This window comes from Pseudoalteromonas sp. AWM4_233 (genome assembly GCF_056158285.1).
This window is the reverse complement of record NZ_JBSWSZ010000001.1, coordinates 2,973,502-2,987,833: the sequence shown is the minus strand read 5'-3', so window position 1 is coordinate 2,987,833 and position 14,332 is coordinate 2,973,502. Positions and strand designations below refer to the sequence as shown.

Here is a 14,332-nt window from a genome sequence, read left to right as displayed (position 1 = left end):
GTGTGTCACCATCGCTGGTGCGGGGCGTATTATGCTGATATGCTCCAAACTCGTCAACACCTTTTTTGCAAAAAAGTTGTCATTAAAGTTCTTTTGCGGATTAATTGCGCGAAATGGCTGAATATGAACCATAAAAAGATAAAAAGTGAGCTGTTTTTAGAAAATAAAAAAGGAGACATCAAGTCTCCTTTTCAAAACACTCAGTTAAAGCGATTAAACGTTGAACAGGAAGTTCATCACGTCGCCATCTTTAACAATGTATTCTTTACCTTCTTGGCGCATTTTACCTGCGTCTTTCGCACCGCTTTCGCCTTTGAATTCGATGTAATCATCAAAACCAATTGTTTGCGCACGAATAAAGCCACGTTCGAAGTCTGTGTGGATTTTACCTGCAGCTTGTGGCGCAGTTGCACCTACAGGGATAGTCCATGCACGTACTTCTTTTACACCAGCAGTGAAGTAAGTCTGCAATTTAAGTAGCTCGTAACCACCACGGATCACAAGGTTAAGACCTGGCTCTTCAAGACCAAGATCAGCCATAAACTCTAACTTATCTTCTTCTTCTAGCTCTGAAAGCTCAGATTCAATTGCTGCACACACAGGGATCACAACTGCATCTTCGTTTGCAGCAATCTCACGAACTTGCTCTAAGAATGGGTTATTTTCAAAACCATCTTCTGTAACGTTCGCAATATACATGGTTGGTTTAATTGTTAAGAAGTTAAGCGGCTTAATAGCAGCGAGTTCTTCTTTACTAAGCTCTAAAGAACGCAGTGTTAAGCCTTCATCTAAATGGGCTTTCACTTTTTCTAGTACTTCGTTCTGGAATTTAGCTTCTTTATCGCCGCCTTTCGCTTTTTTAACATTACGTTGAGCTGCACGATCCGCAGCTTCCATGTCTGCTAAAACAAGTTCAGTGTTGATAACATCAATATCATCAGCCGGATTTACTTGGCCAGACACGTGAACAATGTTTTCATCTTCAAAACAACGAACGACATGTCCAATGGCATCTGTTTCACGAATATTAGCAAGGAATTGGTTACCTAAACCTTCACCTTTTGACGCGCCTTTTACAAGACCCGCAATATCAACGAACTCCATGGTTGTTGCGATTGTTTTTTGAGGGTTAACAATCTCAGCCAGTTGGTCTAAACGCGGATCTGGCACGGCAACAACGCCTGTGTTTGGTTCGATTGTACAAAACGGAAAGTTTGCGGCTTCAATTCCCGCTTTAGTTAATGCATTAAATAGGGTTGATTTACCAACGTTAGGTAAACCTACAATGCCACATTTAAAACCCATAATTTTGAACCTTCAGTTAATCAAATTGTTGCCGTAAGCGATTTTACGGCTTAAATGAATGTAGTCTGTTTTGTGCTTTTAACACACCGTCTTTTGCTAAAATTTCCATACAGCGAACAGCTTCATCAACCACAGCGTCGATTTTTTCTTGGTCAGCTTGAGGTGCTTTACCTAAAACCCAGCCTGTTACTTTATCTCTGTGACCAGGGTGACCAATACCAACACGTAAACGCATAAATTCTTTGTTATTGCCCATTTTAGCAATAATGTCTTTCAAGCCATTGTGACCACCGTGACCACCGCCTTTTTTAATTTTGGCGATCCCCGGTTCCATGTCCATTTCGTCATGGGCAACTAAAATATTTTCAGCTGGGATTTTATAAAAATTAGCAAGGCTTGATACCGCTTTACCACTTAAATTCATATAAGTTGTAGGAATAAGCAGTTTGAATTCTTGGTTGTTGATTATGACTTTGCCAGTAAGGCCGTGATGCTTTGAGTCAGGTTTGAGGATGCAATTGTAGCGTTTTGCCAGTTCTTCGATGAACCACGCACCGGCATTATGACGGGTTTGAGCATATTCGGGGCCTGGATTAGCCAGGCCCACAAGCATTTGAATAGTATTCAAGGTGCTAACACCTTAGAAATTATTCTGCAGCTTCTTCAGCTTCTTCAGAAGCAGCGCCTTTAGGAGCGTTTACAGTAACAACTGCTTGGTCGTGGTCTGCACCTTTAGCTAGTTCTACTGAAACAACACCTGCAGGTAGAGCTACGTCAGAAAGGTGTACAGTTGCACCAACTTCGATTGCAGCTACGTCTACTTCTACGAACTCAGGAAGTTGAGCTGGTAAACAAGTGATTTCGATTTCAGTTACGTGGTGAGCGATAGTGTTACCACCTTTCGCAGCAGCTTCTTCGTTGATGAAGTGTACAGGAACCTTAGTGTGGATCTTGTGAGCAGCGTCAACACGTTGGAAGTCTAAGTGAGTTACTTTAGGCTTGAACGGGTGACGTTGGATGTCTTTAAGGATCGCTTCAACAGACTCACCACCGATGTTTAATGTAAGGATGTGAGTGTAGAAACCTTCATCTTCTTGTGCTTTGATTACTTTGTTGTGGTCAAGCGTTAAAGCAACTGCATCTTTACCAGCACCGTAAAGGATCGCTGGTACTTTATCAGCGTGACGTAGGCGGCGGCTCGCACCAGTACCTAAAACTTCACGTACTTCTGCTTCTAAAGTGTATAATTCGTTAGACATGGATGTCTCCAAAATAAAAGTTAAATTAATGATTAGAGGACTCGCGACCAAATCCTCTACCTTAAAAAGGCGCGCTACTATACCACCGCTGGATGGTAAATTAAACAAAAAAAGCACCCGAAGGTGCTTTTTGTTAAAGTGGGCGTCGTTTAATGTGTAAACATTGCCGAGATTGACTCTTCGTTGCTGATGCGGCGAATTGTTTCAGCCAGCATGTCTGCAAGGGTCAATACTTTAATTTTATCGATTGAACGAAGCTCATCACTTAACGTGATTGAGTCAGTTACGATAACTTCATCAATAACAGAGTTGCGAAGGTTTTCTGCCGCAGCACCAGAAAGTACAGGGTGCGTTGCATAAGCAAATACGCGTTTAGCGCCATGCTCTTTAAGTGCTTCTGCTGCTTTACATAATGTACCACCTGTGTCGATCATGTCGTCAACAATGATACAGTCACGGCCTTCTACATCACCAATGATGTGCATAACTTGAGATACGTTTGCTTTCGGACGACGTTTGTCGATGATAGCCAGGTCAGTATCGTTTAGTAATTTTGCAATTGCACGAGCACGTACAACACCACCAATGTCTGGAGATACAACCACAACATCATCAAATTCACGAGACTTCATGTCGTCAAGTAGTACAGGGCTACCAAACACGTTGTCTACAGGCACATCGAAGAAACCTTGAATTTGTTCTGCGTGCAGGTCTACAGTCAATACGCGGTCAACACCAACGCTTGAAAGGAAGTCTGCTACTACTTTAGCTGTGATTGGTACACGGGCTGAGCGAACACGACGGTCTTGACGCGCATAACCGAAGTAAGGAATAACAGCTGTGATACGACCTGCTGATGCACGACGCAAAGCGTCAACCATCACGATCAGTTCCATTAAGTTGTCGTTTGTAGGGGCACAGGTTGATTGAATAATGAAAACATCCGATCCACGTACATTCTCATTGATTTGAACACTGATCTCGCCGTCACTAAAACGACCAACAACAGCATCACCTAACTCGATGAATAAACGTTTCGCAATTTTTTGAGCTAACTCAGGCGTTGCGTTACCAGCGAAGAGCTTCATGTCAGGCACGGTAGGGTTCCTCAGGCACTGAAATTTTTTGGACTAACATGCAATGACGTTGTCAAAACAGGCTAACTTAAACAATTTTACTTCTACTCTTTAAGCCATGACGCTAACTGGCGATGGGCCAGTGATACAGCATGGCTTGGGGCGATAAACCCTTGCCAAGCATTGGGTAATTCAGAGAGTACACGCCGTGCGTTTTGTTCAGAGTCTAGCTCGACAAAACAACACGCTCCCGTCCCAGTCATTCTTGACGGCCCATATTTTAGCAACCACTGCAGGGTCTTTTCAACCTCGGGGTAGAGCTTTTTAACCAGAGCTTCACAATCGTTGCTAGTATTTTCCATAAACCACTGACTGGTTAGTTTAGGGGTATTTCTAGGTAAATCAGGATGAGTGAAGACTTTTGCCGTACTAATATGAACGTTGGGGAACACAACACAATACCATTTATGTTCAATCTCAACTGCATTGAGTTTTTCACCAACGCCTTGTGCAATGGCGGTTTTACCATTGATGAAGACAGGTACATCCGCACCAAGTGTTAAGCCTATTTCTGCCAAGGTGTTTAGGTCTAAGTGACATTGCCACAATGAATTTAGCGCTAATAAAGTCGTTGCTGCATCGGATGAGCCACCACCAACACCACCGCCCATGGGCAAACATTTTTTTAAGCCAATCGATACGCCTTGCTCTGTTTGCTTGTATGGCAACAAGGCTTGAGCCGCTTTAAAGATTAGGTTGTCTTCGGTTTTGATATTATTGGTATCACCAATAATACTAACTTGGTTGTCATTCGTTAAGTTGAACTCTAATTCGTCACCAAAATCTAAAAAGGTAAACAAGCTCTCTAATTCATGATAGCCGTCTTCCCGTTGATTATTGATATGTAGAAACAGATTAAGTTTAGCTGGTGCTGTTAGAGTCAAGTTATTCATTATTAAACTGCCATGAATTGAGTTGAATTTTTATTCTTAATTTATCTTGGGTAAGCGAAATTCGTTTTGGTACCCAAAAGCCATCAACCATTTGATAGCTTTGATAGTCTATAAGCCATGTTTTACCTTGTTCATCTGTCCACTTTGCAGACTTAAGGCGTGATTGTGGATCATATTGATTATTGTCACTACGGATGGCACCGGTTAACCAAAGTGGTGCTTTTTCAAAAGGTAATTGAAAGCCACTCAAGCGGGCAATCAATTCACTGCTACTTTGATCAATATATTGCTCATCCTGATAGGCCATTTCACTGTGATTTTCATGCTCGACTAATTCGAGTAATTGTGTGCCAATAAAGCTAGATAAAATTAGATGTTGGCGACTTTCTTTCAGTTGCCAATTAAAGTTAACGGATTGTCGATCATTGGGCGCAATAAAGGCGACTTTACCACTGGCTTTCCAGTTTTTTTGTGCCTCTAATTGCGACCGCCAATCTGTCTGTGGCGCATCTTGCTCTGTTATTCGTTGGGCACAGCCACTGATAAATAAAAAAAACATGAGCAAAATCAAATGAATTTGTTTCAAATGTTGTTCCTTCCTTTCCATATTCGCAGGATGTTTGATAAAATTCTCGGCTTTCTAGCAGGGCTCGAGCAATTTATTGGTAGCTATGACCATTATCGCACTTGGTATTAATCACAAAACAGCATCAGTTGAATTACGCGAAAAAGTGGCGTTCTCACCTGAGCAATTATCAAACGCATTGTCGCAATTGGCGAGCTCTGAGCAGTTTAAAGAGACCGTGATTGTCTCGACCTGTAACCGAACTGAGCTGTATTGTAGCCTTGAGCATAGCAATTCCCAAGCGCTTCTCAAATGGTTAGCTGATTTTCACTGTATCGACACTGAACAGCTTGAAGATAATGTTTATATTCATCAAAACCAAGACGCCATAAATCATTTAATGCGCGTAGCTTGTGGCTTAGATTCTTTAGTACTGGGCGAGCCGCAGATCCTTGGTCAGATCAAACAGTCTTACAACAGTGCAAAGCAGCACGACTGTGTGTTACCCACTTTTGAACGTTTATTTCAAAAAACCTTTTCAGTTGCCAAGCAAGTAAGAACTGAAACGGATATTGGTGCCAGTGCCGTATCTGTTGCCTATGCAGCAGTTAACTTAGCTAAACACATTTATGGCCAACTAGATAAAACCAAAGTGCTGCTAATTGGTGCAGGTGAGACTATTGAGTTGGTAGCCAGACACTTATATCAACAGCACCCAAAAGCCATCACGGTTGCAAATAGAACAATTGAGCGTGCTAAAAACTTAGCTGAAGAAGTTGAAGCTGATGTGATTTCATTGGCGCAATTGCCAGAAAAACTGCATGACGCTGATATTGTCATCAGTTCAACGGCTAGTACGTTGCCTATTATCGGTAAAGGTATGGTTGAGCAAGCACTCAAACAACGACGTTATAAGCCAATGTTGTTTGTTGATATTGCGGTACCGCGAGATATTGAAAGTCAGGTAGGCGAGTTAGATGCGGCTTATCTTTACTCTGTTGATGACTTACAAGCCATCGTCAACGAAAACATGGCAAGCCGTGAGCAAGCGGCAGAGCAAGCGCAAGAAATCATACTGCAAAAAACCCATGAATTTGCCAAGTGGCAACGTTCACAAGGGTCAATTGATGTTATTCGACAATATCGAGACTCGGCGCAAGAAGTAAAAACAGAATTAGTAGAAAAGGCTGTAAATCAGCTACAATCAGGCAAATCAGCCGAAAAAGTGTTGCTTGAATTGGCTAACAAGCTCACAAATCGTTTAACTCACGCACCAACACGGGCAATACAGGCCGCGGCGCAAGAGGATGATATCGATAAATTGGCCGTGCTTAAACAAACATTAGGAATCGAGCAGGAAAAGTAAATTAATGAAAGAGTCTGTATATCGTAAATTAGAGACCTTAGCCGAGCGCTATGAAGAAGTGCAAGCAATGCTAAGTGATCCAGAAGTTATTGGCGATCAAAATCGTTTCCGTGCCTTATCAAAAGAATACTCAGAACTTGAAGACGTAGTTAAAGCGTTTGCTTCTTACCAGCAAGCCCAAGACGATGTGGCGACAGCTGAAGAAATGCTTAAGGACTCAGATCCTGATATGCGTGAGATGGCGCAAGAAGAATATAAAGAAGCAAAAGCTGCCATTGTAGCCCTTGAAGATGAACTACAAATTTTGATGCTGCCAAAAGATCCGAAAGATAACAACAATGTTTATCTTGAAGTGCGTGCAGGTACAGGTGGTGACGAAGCGGCAATTTTCGCTGGTGATTTATTCCGTATGTACAGCCGTTATGCTGAAACTCAAAAGTGGAAAGTTGAAGTGGTTAGCACCAACGAAGGTGAGCATGGTGGTTATAAAGAAGTTATCGCGCACATCAGTGGTGAAGGTGTTTACGGTAAATTGAAGTTCGAATCAGGTGCTCACCGTGTTCAACGTGTGCCTGAAACTGAATCTCAAGGCCGTGTTCACACGTCGGCATGCACGGTAGCTGTGATGGCTGAAATCCCTGAAGCCGAAGCGATTCAAATTAACCCAGCAGATTTAAAAGTAGATACCTTCCGCGCGTCGGGTGCCGGTGGTCAGCACGTTAACAAAACAGACTCTGCAATTCGTATTACGCACATTCCGACAGGTGTGGTTGTTGAATGTCAGGATGAGCGTTCTCAGCACAAAAACCGTGCTAAAGCGCTTTCTGTACTAGGTGCTCGCCTCCAACAAGCTGAAGACGAAAAACGACAGGCAGCTGAAGCATCTGAACGTCGTAACCTAGTAGGTAGTGGTGACCGTTCAGAGCGTATTCGTACTTACAACTACCCGCAAGGTCGTATTACTGATCACCGTATTAACCTAACACTTTACCGTCTGAATGAGATCGTAGCCGGTGAACTAGGTGCCGTGATTGATCCATTATTACTTGAGCACCAAGCTGATTTATTAGCAGCAATGGGTGACGAGTAATCGTGGTAAACCTAACCGTCGCCCAAGCAATCGCTTGGGCAACCCAAACTCTTCAAAATACCTCTGACTCACCTAAACTTGATGCTGAAGTTTTATTGCTTCATGTGCTTGATAAACCTAAAAGCTATTTATTTACTTGGCCTGAAGCCGAACTTACTGATGTGCAATTTGGTACATTTGAGAAGCTGATCGCAGAACGAGAAACAGGCCACCCGGTCGCTCATTTAGTCGGTGTGCGCGAGTTTTGGAGTTTAGAACTCGAAGTTAATAACTCGACGTTAATTCCAAGACCTGATACCGAGACCCTAGTAGAAAAAGCGCTTAGCTTAGATTTGCCCACCAATGCAAAAATGCTGGATTTGGGGACGGGCACCGGCGCCATTGCGCTATCGCTGGCTTCAGAGCAGCCTAACTGGCAGGTCACTGCGGTCGATTATTCTGAGCAAGCCGTTGCGCTTGCAAAGCGAAATCAACTAAAACTCGCCATGAATAATGTCACTATTATGCAAAGCGATTGGTTCAGTGCAGTACCAAATCAACAATTTGATCTTATTGTCAGTAATCCGCCGTATATTGATGAACTTGATGAGCATTTAAGCCAAGGTGATGTCCGTTTTGAGCCAAAAAGTGCATTAGTTGCACCAGATAATGGTATGGCTGATATTAAGCTAATCATTGAGCAAGCGCGGCAATATCTGGCACCGAACGGATATTTGCTGATTGAGCATGGTTATCAACAAGCGCTGTTATTACAAGAGTTTTTTGCACAAATGGCGTATAGCAATATACTTACTATAAAAGATATGGCAGGCTGTGATCGAGTAACCATGGCCCAGTGGCAAGGCAAGCGATAATAACGCCCTGTGTATTAATAGGACCCCGCGTATGGATGATTTTTTGTTTTCAGATGAGCCGAACGATGTAGTTGAGCCCGACAGCAATGGCGTTTGGAAAGTAATTGTTGTCGATGATGAACCTGAAGTTCATGCGGTCACTAAGCTTGCATTAAGTGATTTTGAGTTTCAAAAGAAGCGTTTAGAGTTTATTAGTGCATATTCTGGTGAAGAAGCGCGTAAGGTTATTCAAGCGCATCCAGATGCGGCAATTGTTTTACTTGATGTGGTGATGGAAACCGATGATGCGGGTTTACAAGTTGCTAAGTTCATTCGAGAAACCGCGAAAAACAATCATATTCGTATCATTTTAAGAACAGGTCAACCGGGTCAAGCGCCGGAAAGACAAGTCATTGTTAATTACGATATCAATGATTATAAATCTAAAACAGAACTGACAGCACAAAAGCTATTTACAGTTGTGATGTCGAGTCTGCGCTCTTATCGTGACATATTAGCCATCGAGCAATCACGTCAAGGTTTAGAAAAGATTATTTGCGCTTCACGAGACATCTTTTCATCACACTCCTTAGAGCATTTTATTAAGGGCGTGGTTCAGCAGTTAACCTCTTTGTTAGGCACTGTCGATGAAGCGATTTACGCGACGTCTTTGGTTGCAAGTAATGACTCAAATCATAATGCTGAACAGCTGGTTGTTTTCACAGGCCGTGGTGAGTTTGAGTCTTGTGAAGGTAAACCTATTTCTGAAGTGCTAACTCAGGACCAGCTCCAAGCTTGCTCTACTGCTTTGCAAGAAAAAAGCATAGTTTACAAAGATAATTATTTGTTCGCCTACTGCACCAGTGAGTTTAATCATAGCTCAATGTTATTTGTGTCTGGTATTCCTGATTTTCTGACGGATACACAAAAGCATTTAATTGAAATCTTTTCGCAAAATGTGCAACTGGCTTATGAGAATGTGCAACTGCAGGCTGAAGTTGAGGACACTCAACAAGAGCTAGTTTACAGATTGAGTGAAGCGCTAGAACAACGCTCTACCGAGACAGGCAATCATGTAAAACGCGTTGCGCATATTTGTTATGCCCTAGCTGAAGGGTATGGTTTACCAAGACGTGATGCAGAATTAGTGCGTATGGCCTCGCCACTTCATGATGTAGGCAAAGTGGGTATTCCTGATGCGATTTTAAATAAGCCAGATAAGCTTGAAGAGCAAGAATGGCAAGTGATGCAAACTCACGCTGAAAAAGGTTATGAAATCTTAAAAGACTCACGCCGTGAAATTGTCAATGCAGGGGCGATTATTGCTAAAGATCACCATGAAAAGTGGGATGGTTCAGGCTACCCAGCCGGTAAACAAGGTGAGAGTATTCATATTTATGGTCGAATTGTTGCTCTAGCTGATGTCTATGATGCACTTCGTCATAGACGTTGTTACAAGCCTGCTTGGGAGTTAGAGCAAGTTGTTGCTGAAATTAATAGTCAAAAAGGCAAGCATTTTGACCCTAAGCTCGTGGATGTGTTTAATAGCATTATTGACGACTTAGAGGCGATTTTAGTGAAGTATCCAGATAAGCAGAGTAGTTAATTAAATGGAATATATTGCAATCAAACATACTCATGTGATGTTCGCACTGTTGAGTATTATTTTGTTCTACACGAGAACAGTATCTCGTTTTATGTCGGGGAAACTAGCCAGTAATAAACTCGTTTTTATTGGTAGTCACATTATAGACACTTTATTATTGGTTTCTGCTGTCGCGCTGTTAGTTGTTGCGAGTATGAACCCATTACAACAACCATGGCTGACTGAAAAGATAGTTTTAGTTTTTACTTATATTGGTTTAGGGTTTGTGGTTGCTAAATCGACACAGTTTAAAACGCAGGTTATCGCACTGACAGCAGCTACTATCTCGCTACTTCTCATTGGTTATTTAGCGGGTAGTAAAGCGTCATTTTTACTTTAAGTTTCTTTGAGTAGGCTTTGCCTACTCAACCTCTCCTCATTTTTACCCCATATAACTCTTTCTAAATCAATTAACAAAAACTACTTCTATAAGGCGCTACATTAATCCCTATAAAAAATGTTAGACTAGCCGATTAATAAGTAAGAGTAATAGTTAAGGTCGTTGGTATTTATGACTGATATCTGGTTCGATGAACAAGACAGTAGTGCAGACTACATACCACAGCATAGATTATTTAGATGCATCGACGCTGAGCGTCAGTGGGATGCGCAGATAAATCTAGAAGAGAGTTACTGCCAGCTTGCAGAACTTGAATTAGCTGTTGATCAATTATGTCGCGAACATACCGAAACACATACGTTGATCGATGCGCTTTTAGATGCGTTTTATACTCGTTGGTTATTCAGTGGCAGCAATCAAAACGAAGTTGAGTACAAGTTAAATAGTGTCAATCATGTATTGAAAATGCGCACTGGCAATGCTACTTCTCTTGCTTTGATTTTGACGCATTTACTGCAACGTGCACAGCTTGATGTGAATATGGCATTTCACCAAGGCGATATTATGGTTCATATCGCTTTAAGTGCTGAAGAAGGGTATATCGTAGAGCCTTGCGGCGGCAATCAAACTTGGTATATCAATCCCGAAAACGACAGTAAAGATGAAGAGCCTTACGAATTATTATTAGGTGATGAAGCATTTAAGCTATATCTCGCTCAGCAGAAATGGGCGTTTATCACCGCAGATAAGTTTGGTCATGCTTTAAGTTGCGTTGAACAGTTGATGGACTTACTCGGTGACGACCCGTATGAACGCCGCGATAGAGGGTATCTACTCAATCAGATAAATTGCCCCAAATTAGCTAAAGCTGACTTACAGTTTTTTGTCGATGAGTGCCCTGACGATCCAACGATTGAGATTATTCAGCATCAAATTGAAGAGTTGCAAGACTACAATCATGTAGTGCACTAATAAGAATAAGTTGCGCGCTTTAATATTTATGCCAAGTTTAGTGTGGCGTTAAAGCATGCTTTACAAGCTCCCGAGTAGACATATATTAGATTTCTATTACTAAAAGAATTAGGAAAGTTATGAACACGCAAATCGTAAAAGTTGAAGATATTGAAGTGGCAAACGACAAACCGTTTGTATTATTTGGTGGTATGAATGTGTTGGAATCGCGTGATCTTGCAATGCAAATTGCTGAGCACTATGTTGAAGTAACCAGCAAGTTAAATATTCCTTACGTATTTAAAGCATCTTTTGATAAAGCAAACCGCTCTTCAATCAATTCTTACCGTGGTCCAGGCATGGAAGAAGGCCTGAAAATTTTCGAAGAGATTAAAAAGACTTTTAATGTCCCTGTGATCACAGATGTGCACGAACCATTTCAAGCAGCTCCAGTTGCGGAAGTGGCCGATATTATCCAACTTCCAGCGTTTTTAGCACGTCAAACAGATTTAGTTGTGGCGATGGCTAAAACTGGCGCTGTGATTAATGTGAAAAAGCCACAATTCTTAGCGCCACATGAAATGCGTCATATCATTAAGAAGCTGAATGATGCGGGTAACGACCAAGTTATTTTATGTGAGCGTGGTAGTAGTTTTGGTTACAACAACCTAGTGGTTGATATGCTGGGCATGGATGACATGAAGCACATGGCACCTGTAATGTTCGATGCAACACACGCGTTACAACGCCCTGGTGGTCGTTCTGATTCTGCCGATGGTCGTCGTGCTCAGGCAACTGAACTTGCACGCAGTGGTATGGCGTTGGGCCTAGCAGGTTTATTTATTGAAGCACACCCAAATCCAAACGAAGCAAAGTGTGATGGCCCTTGTGCATTACCATTGGCTAAGTTAGAAGGCTACTTAAAGCAAATGAAAGCGGTGGACGATTTAGTGAAAAGCTTCGAACCACTAGATACAAGCGCAGCCGACTTATAATAACGATAAAGAGCAGCAAATTTGCTGCTCTTTAGTTTGGTTTAAAGAATTATGTCTAGAAGACTCCCGCCATTAAACGCCCTAAAAGCTTTTGAAGCTGCGGCACGTAATTTGAGCTTTACCAAAGCCGCAGAAGAATTGTATGTCACACAAGCTGCTGTCAGTCACCAAATTAAAACCCTTGAAGAGCATTTAGGGTTAAAGCTGTTTCTAAGAAAAAACCGTTCTTTGCTTCTGACCGAAGAAGGGCAGGGTTATTACTTAGACATAAAAGAAATTTTTAATCAGCTCGTTGATGCCACAGATAGGTTATTAGCGCGTGGTGCAAAAGGGTCATTGACGGTGTGTTTAACACCAAGCTTTGCGATTCAATGGTTGGTACCCAGACTAAGCAAGTTCCATGAACTTCACCCCGAAATTGATGTGCGAATAAAAGCCCAAGACGATGAAGAAAACTCGTTAACGGATGACGTAGACGTGGCTATTTATTATGGCCGTGGTAACTGGAACGGGGTAGAGGCCTACCAGCTTCACAAAGAGTATTTGGTGCCTTTATGTAGTCCGTTTCTACTAACAGGACCTAAGCCGCTTCATGCACCATCAGATTTAAGTCAGCATACCTTGTTACATGACACCTCACGTCGAACTTGGAAAGCGTGGATGAAAACCGCTGGGGTACGTGATGTACCAGTGAATCAAGGGCCTATTTTTAGCCACTCATCCATGGTGTTACAAGCTGCAATTCACGGTCAAGGCGTTGCACTGGGTAACAGTGTATTAGCAAAACCTGATTTAGATGCGGGCCGCTTAGTTATTCCATTTAGTCACAGTTTAGAAAGTAAAAACGCGTTTTATCTTGTGGTCAGAGAAGCGCAAGCTGAATTAGGTAAAATCGTTTCGTTTAAAGAATGGATGCTCAGCATGGTTGAGCAAGAGGAACAAGAATGATCCAATGGATTAAAGCTGATAACCCCAAAGCACAATTTATTTTTGCCCACGGGGCAGGGGCTGGTAGTGACTCTGAGTTTATGCAAGATATGGCTAATAAGCTGGCTGAACATGGCATTCAAGTTGGCTTATTCGATTTCGAATATATGCAAGTTGCTAAAGAAACCGGTAAGCGCCGTCCACCGGATAGAGCGCCTAAGTTACTCGCCTATTTCAACAAAGTATTAGCATCAGTCGATGCTGATTTACCTCTATTTATCGGTGGCAAATCAATGGGCGGCAGAATGGCCTCATTGTTAGTGACAGAGTACTCTTTACCTGTAAAAGGCGTGATTGCTATGGGTTACCCCTTCCACCCACCAGGTAAACCGGAAAAACTGAGAACGGATCATTTTGCTGATATTCCTTGCCCGTTTTTAGTGTTGCAAGGTGAGCGAGATACCTTTGGTACACAAGCTGAACTAGCGCAAATGTCATTTTCTAAAGCGCCGACGTTTCAGTTTTTCGCTGATGGCGATCATTCACTAAAACCGCGCAAGAAAAGTGGCTTTAGCGAAGACGCACATCGTCTGGACGCTGCAAAAGCCACCGCAGAATTTATAGAGCAACACCTGAATGACTAAACTATTTTTATTGATAGGCAGTGCATATTGCATGTTATCGGTGATGCTCGGAGCTTTTGCCGCTCATGGTTTGAAAAAACATGCCTCTGAGTATGCGGTCGATATTTTCAAAACCGCTGCCGAATACCAAATGTTTCATGGTTTAGCCCTGATATTAGTGGCGATACTGATTAAGCAAGGTTTAAAACTGAATGCTTCAGGTTGGTTATTTGCCTTCGGCACCATTTTATTCAGTGGCAGCTTATATTTGTTGGCATTGACTGAGTGGCGTTTTTTAGGCCCCATTACGCCGATTGGTGGCGTGTGCTTTATTTTAGGTTGGTTGCTTTTAATGGTCAAAGCAGCCAAACATAAATTTTAATTAAAGAGATTTGAGAACACCT

The 14,332-nt window shown here is 42.2% G+C and carries 16 protein-coding genes; 10 read left to right on the top strand and 6 right to left on the bottom strand.

The window, feature by feature from the left end; all coding sequences use genetic code 11:
- Positions 1–213 precede the first annotated feature (213 nt).
- The 6 genes from ychF to lolB all read right to left on the bottom strand — a co-directional run bounded on the left by ychF (position 214) and on the right by lolB (position 5,179).
- Entirely contained in the window at positions 214–1,305 is a 1,092-nt protein-coding gene (gene ychF / locus ACXAC4_RS13420) for a redox-regulated ATPase YchF (protein ID WP_475162434.1), read from the bottom strand.
- 43 nt (positions 1,306–1,348) lie between these two features.
- Positions 1,349–1,933: an aminoacyl-tRNA hydrolase gene (gene pth, locus ACXAC4_RS13415; protein ID WP_058030810.1), complete on the bottom strand. Its 585-nt coding sequence runs from the start codon at positions 1,931–1,933 to the stop codon at positions 1,349–1,351.
- A 19-nt stretch (positions 1,934–1,952) separates the two neighbouring features.
- A complete protein-coding gene (locus ACXAC4_RS13410) occupies positions 1,953–2,564 on the bottom strand; it encodes a 50S ribosomal protein L25/general stress protein Ctc (RefSeq protein ID WP_058030809.1) in 612 nt (203 codons plus the stop codon).
- Between the two features lie 149 nt (positions 2,565–2,713).
- Positions 2,714–3,661, bottom strand: coding sequence for a ribose-phosphate pyrophosphokinase (locus tag ACXAC4_RS13405; protein ID WP_058030808.1), 948 nt, complete (start codon positions 3,659–3,661; stop codon positions 2,714–2,716).
- Between the two features lie 83 nt (positions 3,662–3,744).
- On the bottom strand, positions 3,745–4,593 hold the full coding sequence (gene ispE / locus ACXAC4_RS13400; RefSeq protein WP_475162430.1) for a 4-(cytidine 5'-diphospho)-2-C-methyl-D-erythritol kinase: 849 nt from the start codon (positions 4,591–4,593) through the stop codon (positions 3,745–3,747).
- Positions 4,586–5,179 carry a lipoprotein insertase outer membrane protein LolB gene (gene lolB / locus ACXAC4_RS13395; protein WP_421963299.1) on the bottom strand — a complete coding sequence of 198 codons (594 nt, stop codon included), beginning with the start codon at positions 5,177–5,179 and terminating at the stop codon, positions 4,586–4,588. Before lolB ends, ispE begins: the two co-directional genes overlap by 8 nt.
- 85 nt (positions 5,180–5,264) lie before the next feature.
- Between lolB and hemA the strand changes: the two genes are divergently transcribed.
- The 10 genes from hemA (at position 5,265) to ACXAC4_RS13345 (ending at position 14,310) form a co-directional block, all read left to right on the top strand.
- A complete protein-coding gene (hemA, locus tag ACXAC4_RS13390) occupies positions 5,265–6,524 on the top strand; it encodes a glutamyl-tRNA reductase (protein WP_475162428.1) in 1,260 nt (419 codons plus the stop codon).
- A 4-nt stretch (positions 6,525–6,528) separates the two neighbouring features.
- A complete protein-coding gene (gene prfA / locus ACXAC4_RS13385; RefSeq protein ID WP_058030804.1) occupies positions 6,529–7,614 on the top strand; it encodes a peptide chain release factor 1 in 1,086 nt (361 codons plus the stop codon).
- A gap of 2 nt (positions 7,615–7,616) precedes the next feature.
- A complete protein-coding gene (gene prmC, locus ACXAC4_RS13380) occupies positions 7,617–8,468 on the top strand; it encodes a peptide chain release factor N(5)-glutamine methyltransferase (protein WP_475162426.1) in 852 nt (283 codons plus the stop codon).
- Between the two features lie 31 nt (positions 8,469–8,499).
- Positions 8,500–10,053 carry a DUF3369 domain-containing protein gene (locus ACXAC4_RS13375; protein ID WP_475162424.1) on the top strand — a complete coding sequence of 518 codons (1,554 nt, stop codon included), beginning with the start codon at positions 8,500–8,502 and terminating at the stop codon, positions 10,051–10,053.
- 4 nt (positions 10,054–10,057) lie between these two features.
- Positions 10,058–10,432: a SirB2 family protein gene (locus ACXAC4_RS13370; protein WP_475162422.1), complete on the top strand. Its 375-nt coding sequence runs from the start codon at positions 10,058–10,060 to the stop codon at positions 10,430–10,432.
- A 171-nt stretch (positions 10,433–10,603) separates the two neighbouring features.
- The gene (locus ACXAC4_RS13365; RefSeq protein ID WP_475162420.1) at positions 10,604–11,404 is read left to right on the top strand and encodes a tetratricopeptide repeat protein; all 801 of its coding nucleotides are present in this window, start codon (positions 10,604–10,606) and stop codon (positions 11,402–11,404) included.
- Between the two features lie 119 nt (positions 11,405–11,523).
- On the top strand, positions 11,524–12,378 hold the full coding sequence (kdsA, locus tag ACXAC4_RS13360) for a 3-deoxy-8-phosphooctulonate synthase (RefSeq protein ID WP_475162417.1): 855 nt from the start codon (positions 11,524–11,526) through the stop codon (positions 12,376–12,378).
- Between the two features lie 51 nt (positions 12,379–12,429).
- Positions 12,430–13,326, top strand: a complete 897-nt coding sequence (locus tag ACXAC4_RS13355; protein ID WP_475162414.1) for a transcriptional regulator GcvA — start codon at positions 12,430–12,432, stop codon at positions 13,324–13,326.
- Positions 13,323–13,949: an alpha/beta fold hydrolase gene (locus ACXAC4_RS13350; RefSeq protein WP_475162412.1), complete on the top strand. Its 627-nt coding sequence runs from the start codon at positions 13,323–13,325 to the stop codon at positions 13,947–13,949. The genes ACXAC4_RS13355 and ACXAC4_RS13350 overlap by 4 nt, the downstream gene beginning before the upstream one ends.
- A complete protein-coding gene (locus tag ACXAC4_RS13345) occupies positions 13,942–14,310 on the top strand; it encodes a DUF423 domain-containing protein (RefSeq protein WP_475162409.1) in 369 nt (122 codons plus the stop codon). Before ACXAC4_RS13350 ends, ACXAC4_RS13345 begins: the two co-directional genes overlap by 8 nt.
- Positions 14,311–14,332: the final 22 nt, after the last annotated feature.

Excerpts from the sequence above, each read along its gene's own strand:
- ACXAC4_RS13345 (WP_475162409.1), top strand. The coding sequence starts at position 13,942 with ATGACTAAACTATTTTTATTGATAGGCAGTGCATATTGCATGTTATCG.
- ACXAC4_RS13370 (WP_475162422.1), top strand. The coding sequence starts at position 10,058 with ATGGAATATATTGCAATCAAACATACTCATGTGATGTTCGCACTGTTG.
- ACXAC4_RS13365 (WP_475162420.1), top strand. The coding sequence starts at position 10,604 with ATGACTGATATCTGGTTCGATGAACAAGACAGTAGTGCAGACTACATA.
- ispE (WP_475162430.1), bottom strand. The coding sequence starts at position 4,593 with ATGAATAACTTGACTCTAACAGCACCAGCTAAACTTAATCTGTTTCTA.
- ACXAC4_RS13410 (WP_058030809.1), bottom strand. The coding sequence starts at position 2,564 with ATGTCTAACGAATTATACACTTTAGAAGCAGAAGTACGTGAAGTTTTA.
- ACXAC4_RS13350 (WP_475162412.1), top strand. The coding sequence starts at position 13,323 with ATGATCCAATGGATTAAAGCTGATAACCCCAAAGCACAATTTATTTTT.
- kdsA (WP_475162417.1), top strand. The coding sequence starts at position 11,524 with ATGAACACGCAAATCGTAAAAGTTGAAGATATTGAAGTGGCAAACGAC.
- ychF (WP_475162434.1), bottom strand. The coding sequence starts at position 1,305 with ATGGGTTTTAAATGTGGCATTGTAGGTTTACCTAACGTTGGTAAATCA.
- ACXAC4_RS13375 (WP_475162424.1), top strand. The coding sequence starts at position 8,500 with ATGGATGATTTTTTGTTTTCAGATGAGCCGAACGATGTAGTTGAGCCC.
- prfA (WP_058030804.1), top strand. The coding sequence starts at position 6,529 with ATGAAAGAGTCTGTATATCGTAAATTAGAGACCTTAGCCGAGCGCTAT.
- ACXAC4_RS13355 (WP_475162414.1), top strand. The coding sequence starts at position 12,430 with ATGTCTAGAAGACTCCCGCCATTAAACGCCCTAAAAGCTTTTGAAGCT.
- hemA (WP_475162428.1), top strand. The coding sequence starts at position 5,265 with ATGACCATTATCGCACTTGGTATTAATCACAAAACAGCATCAGTTGAA.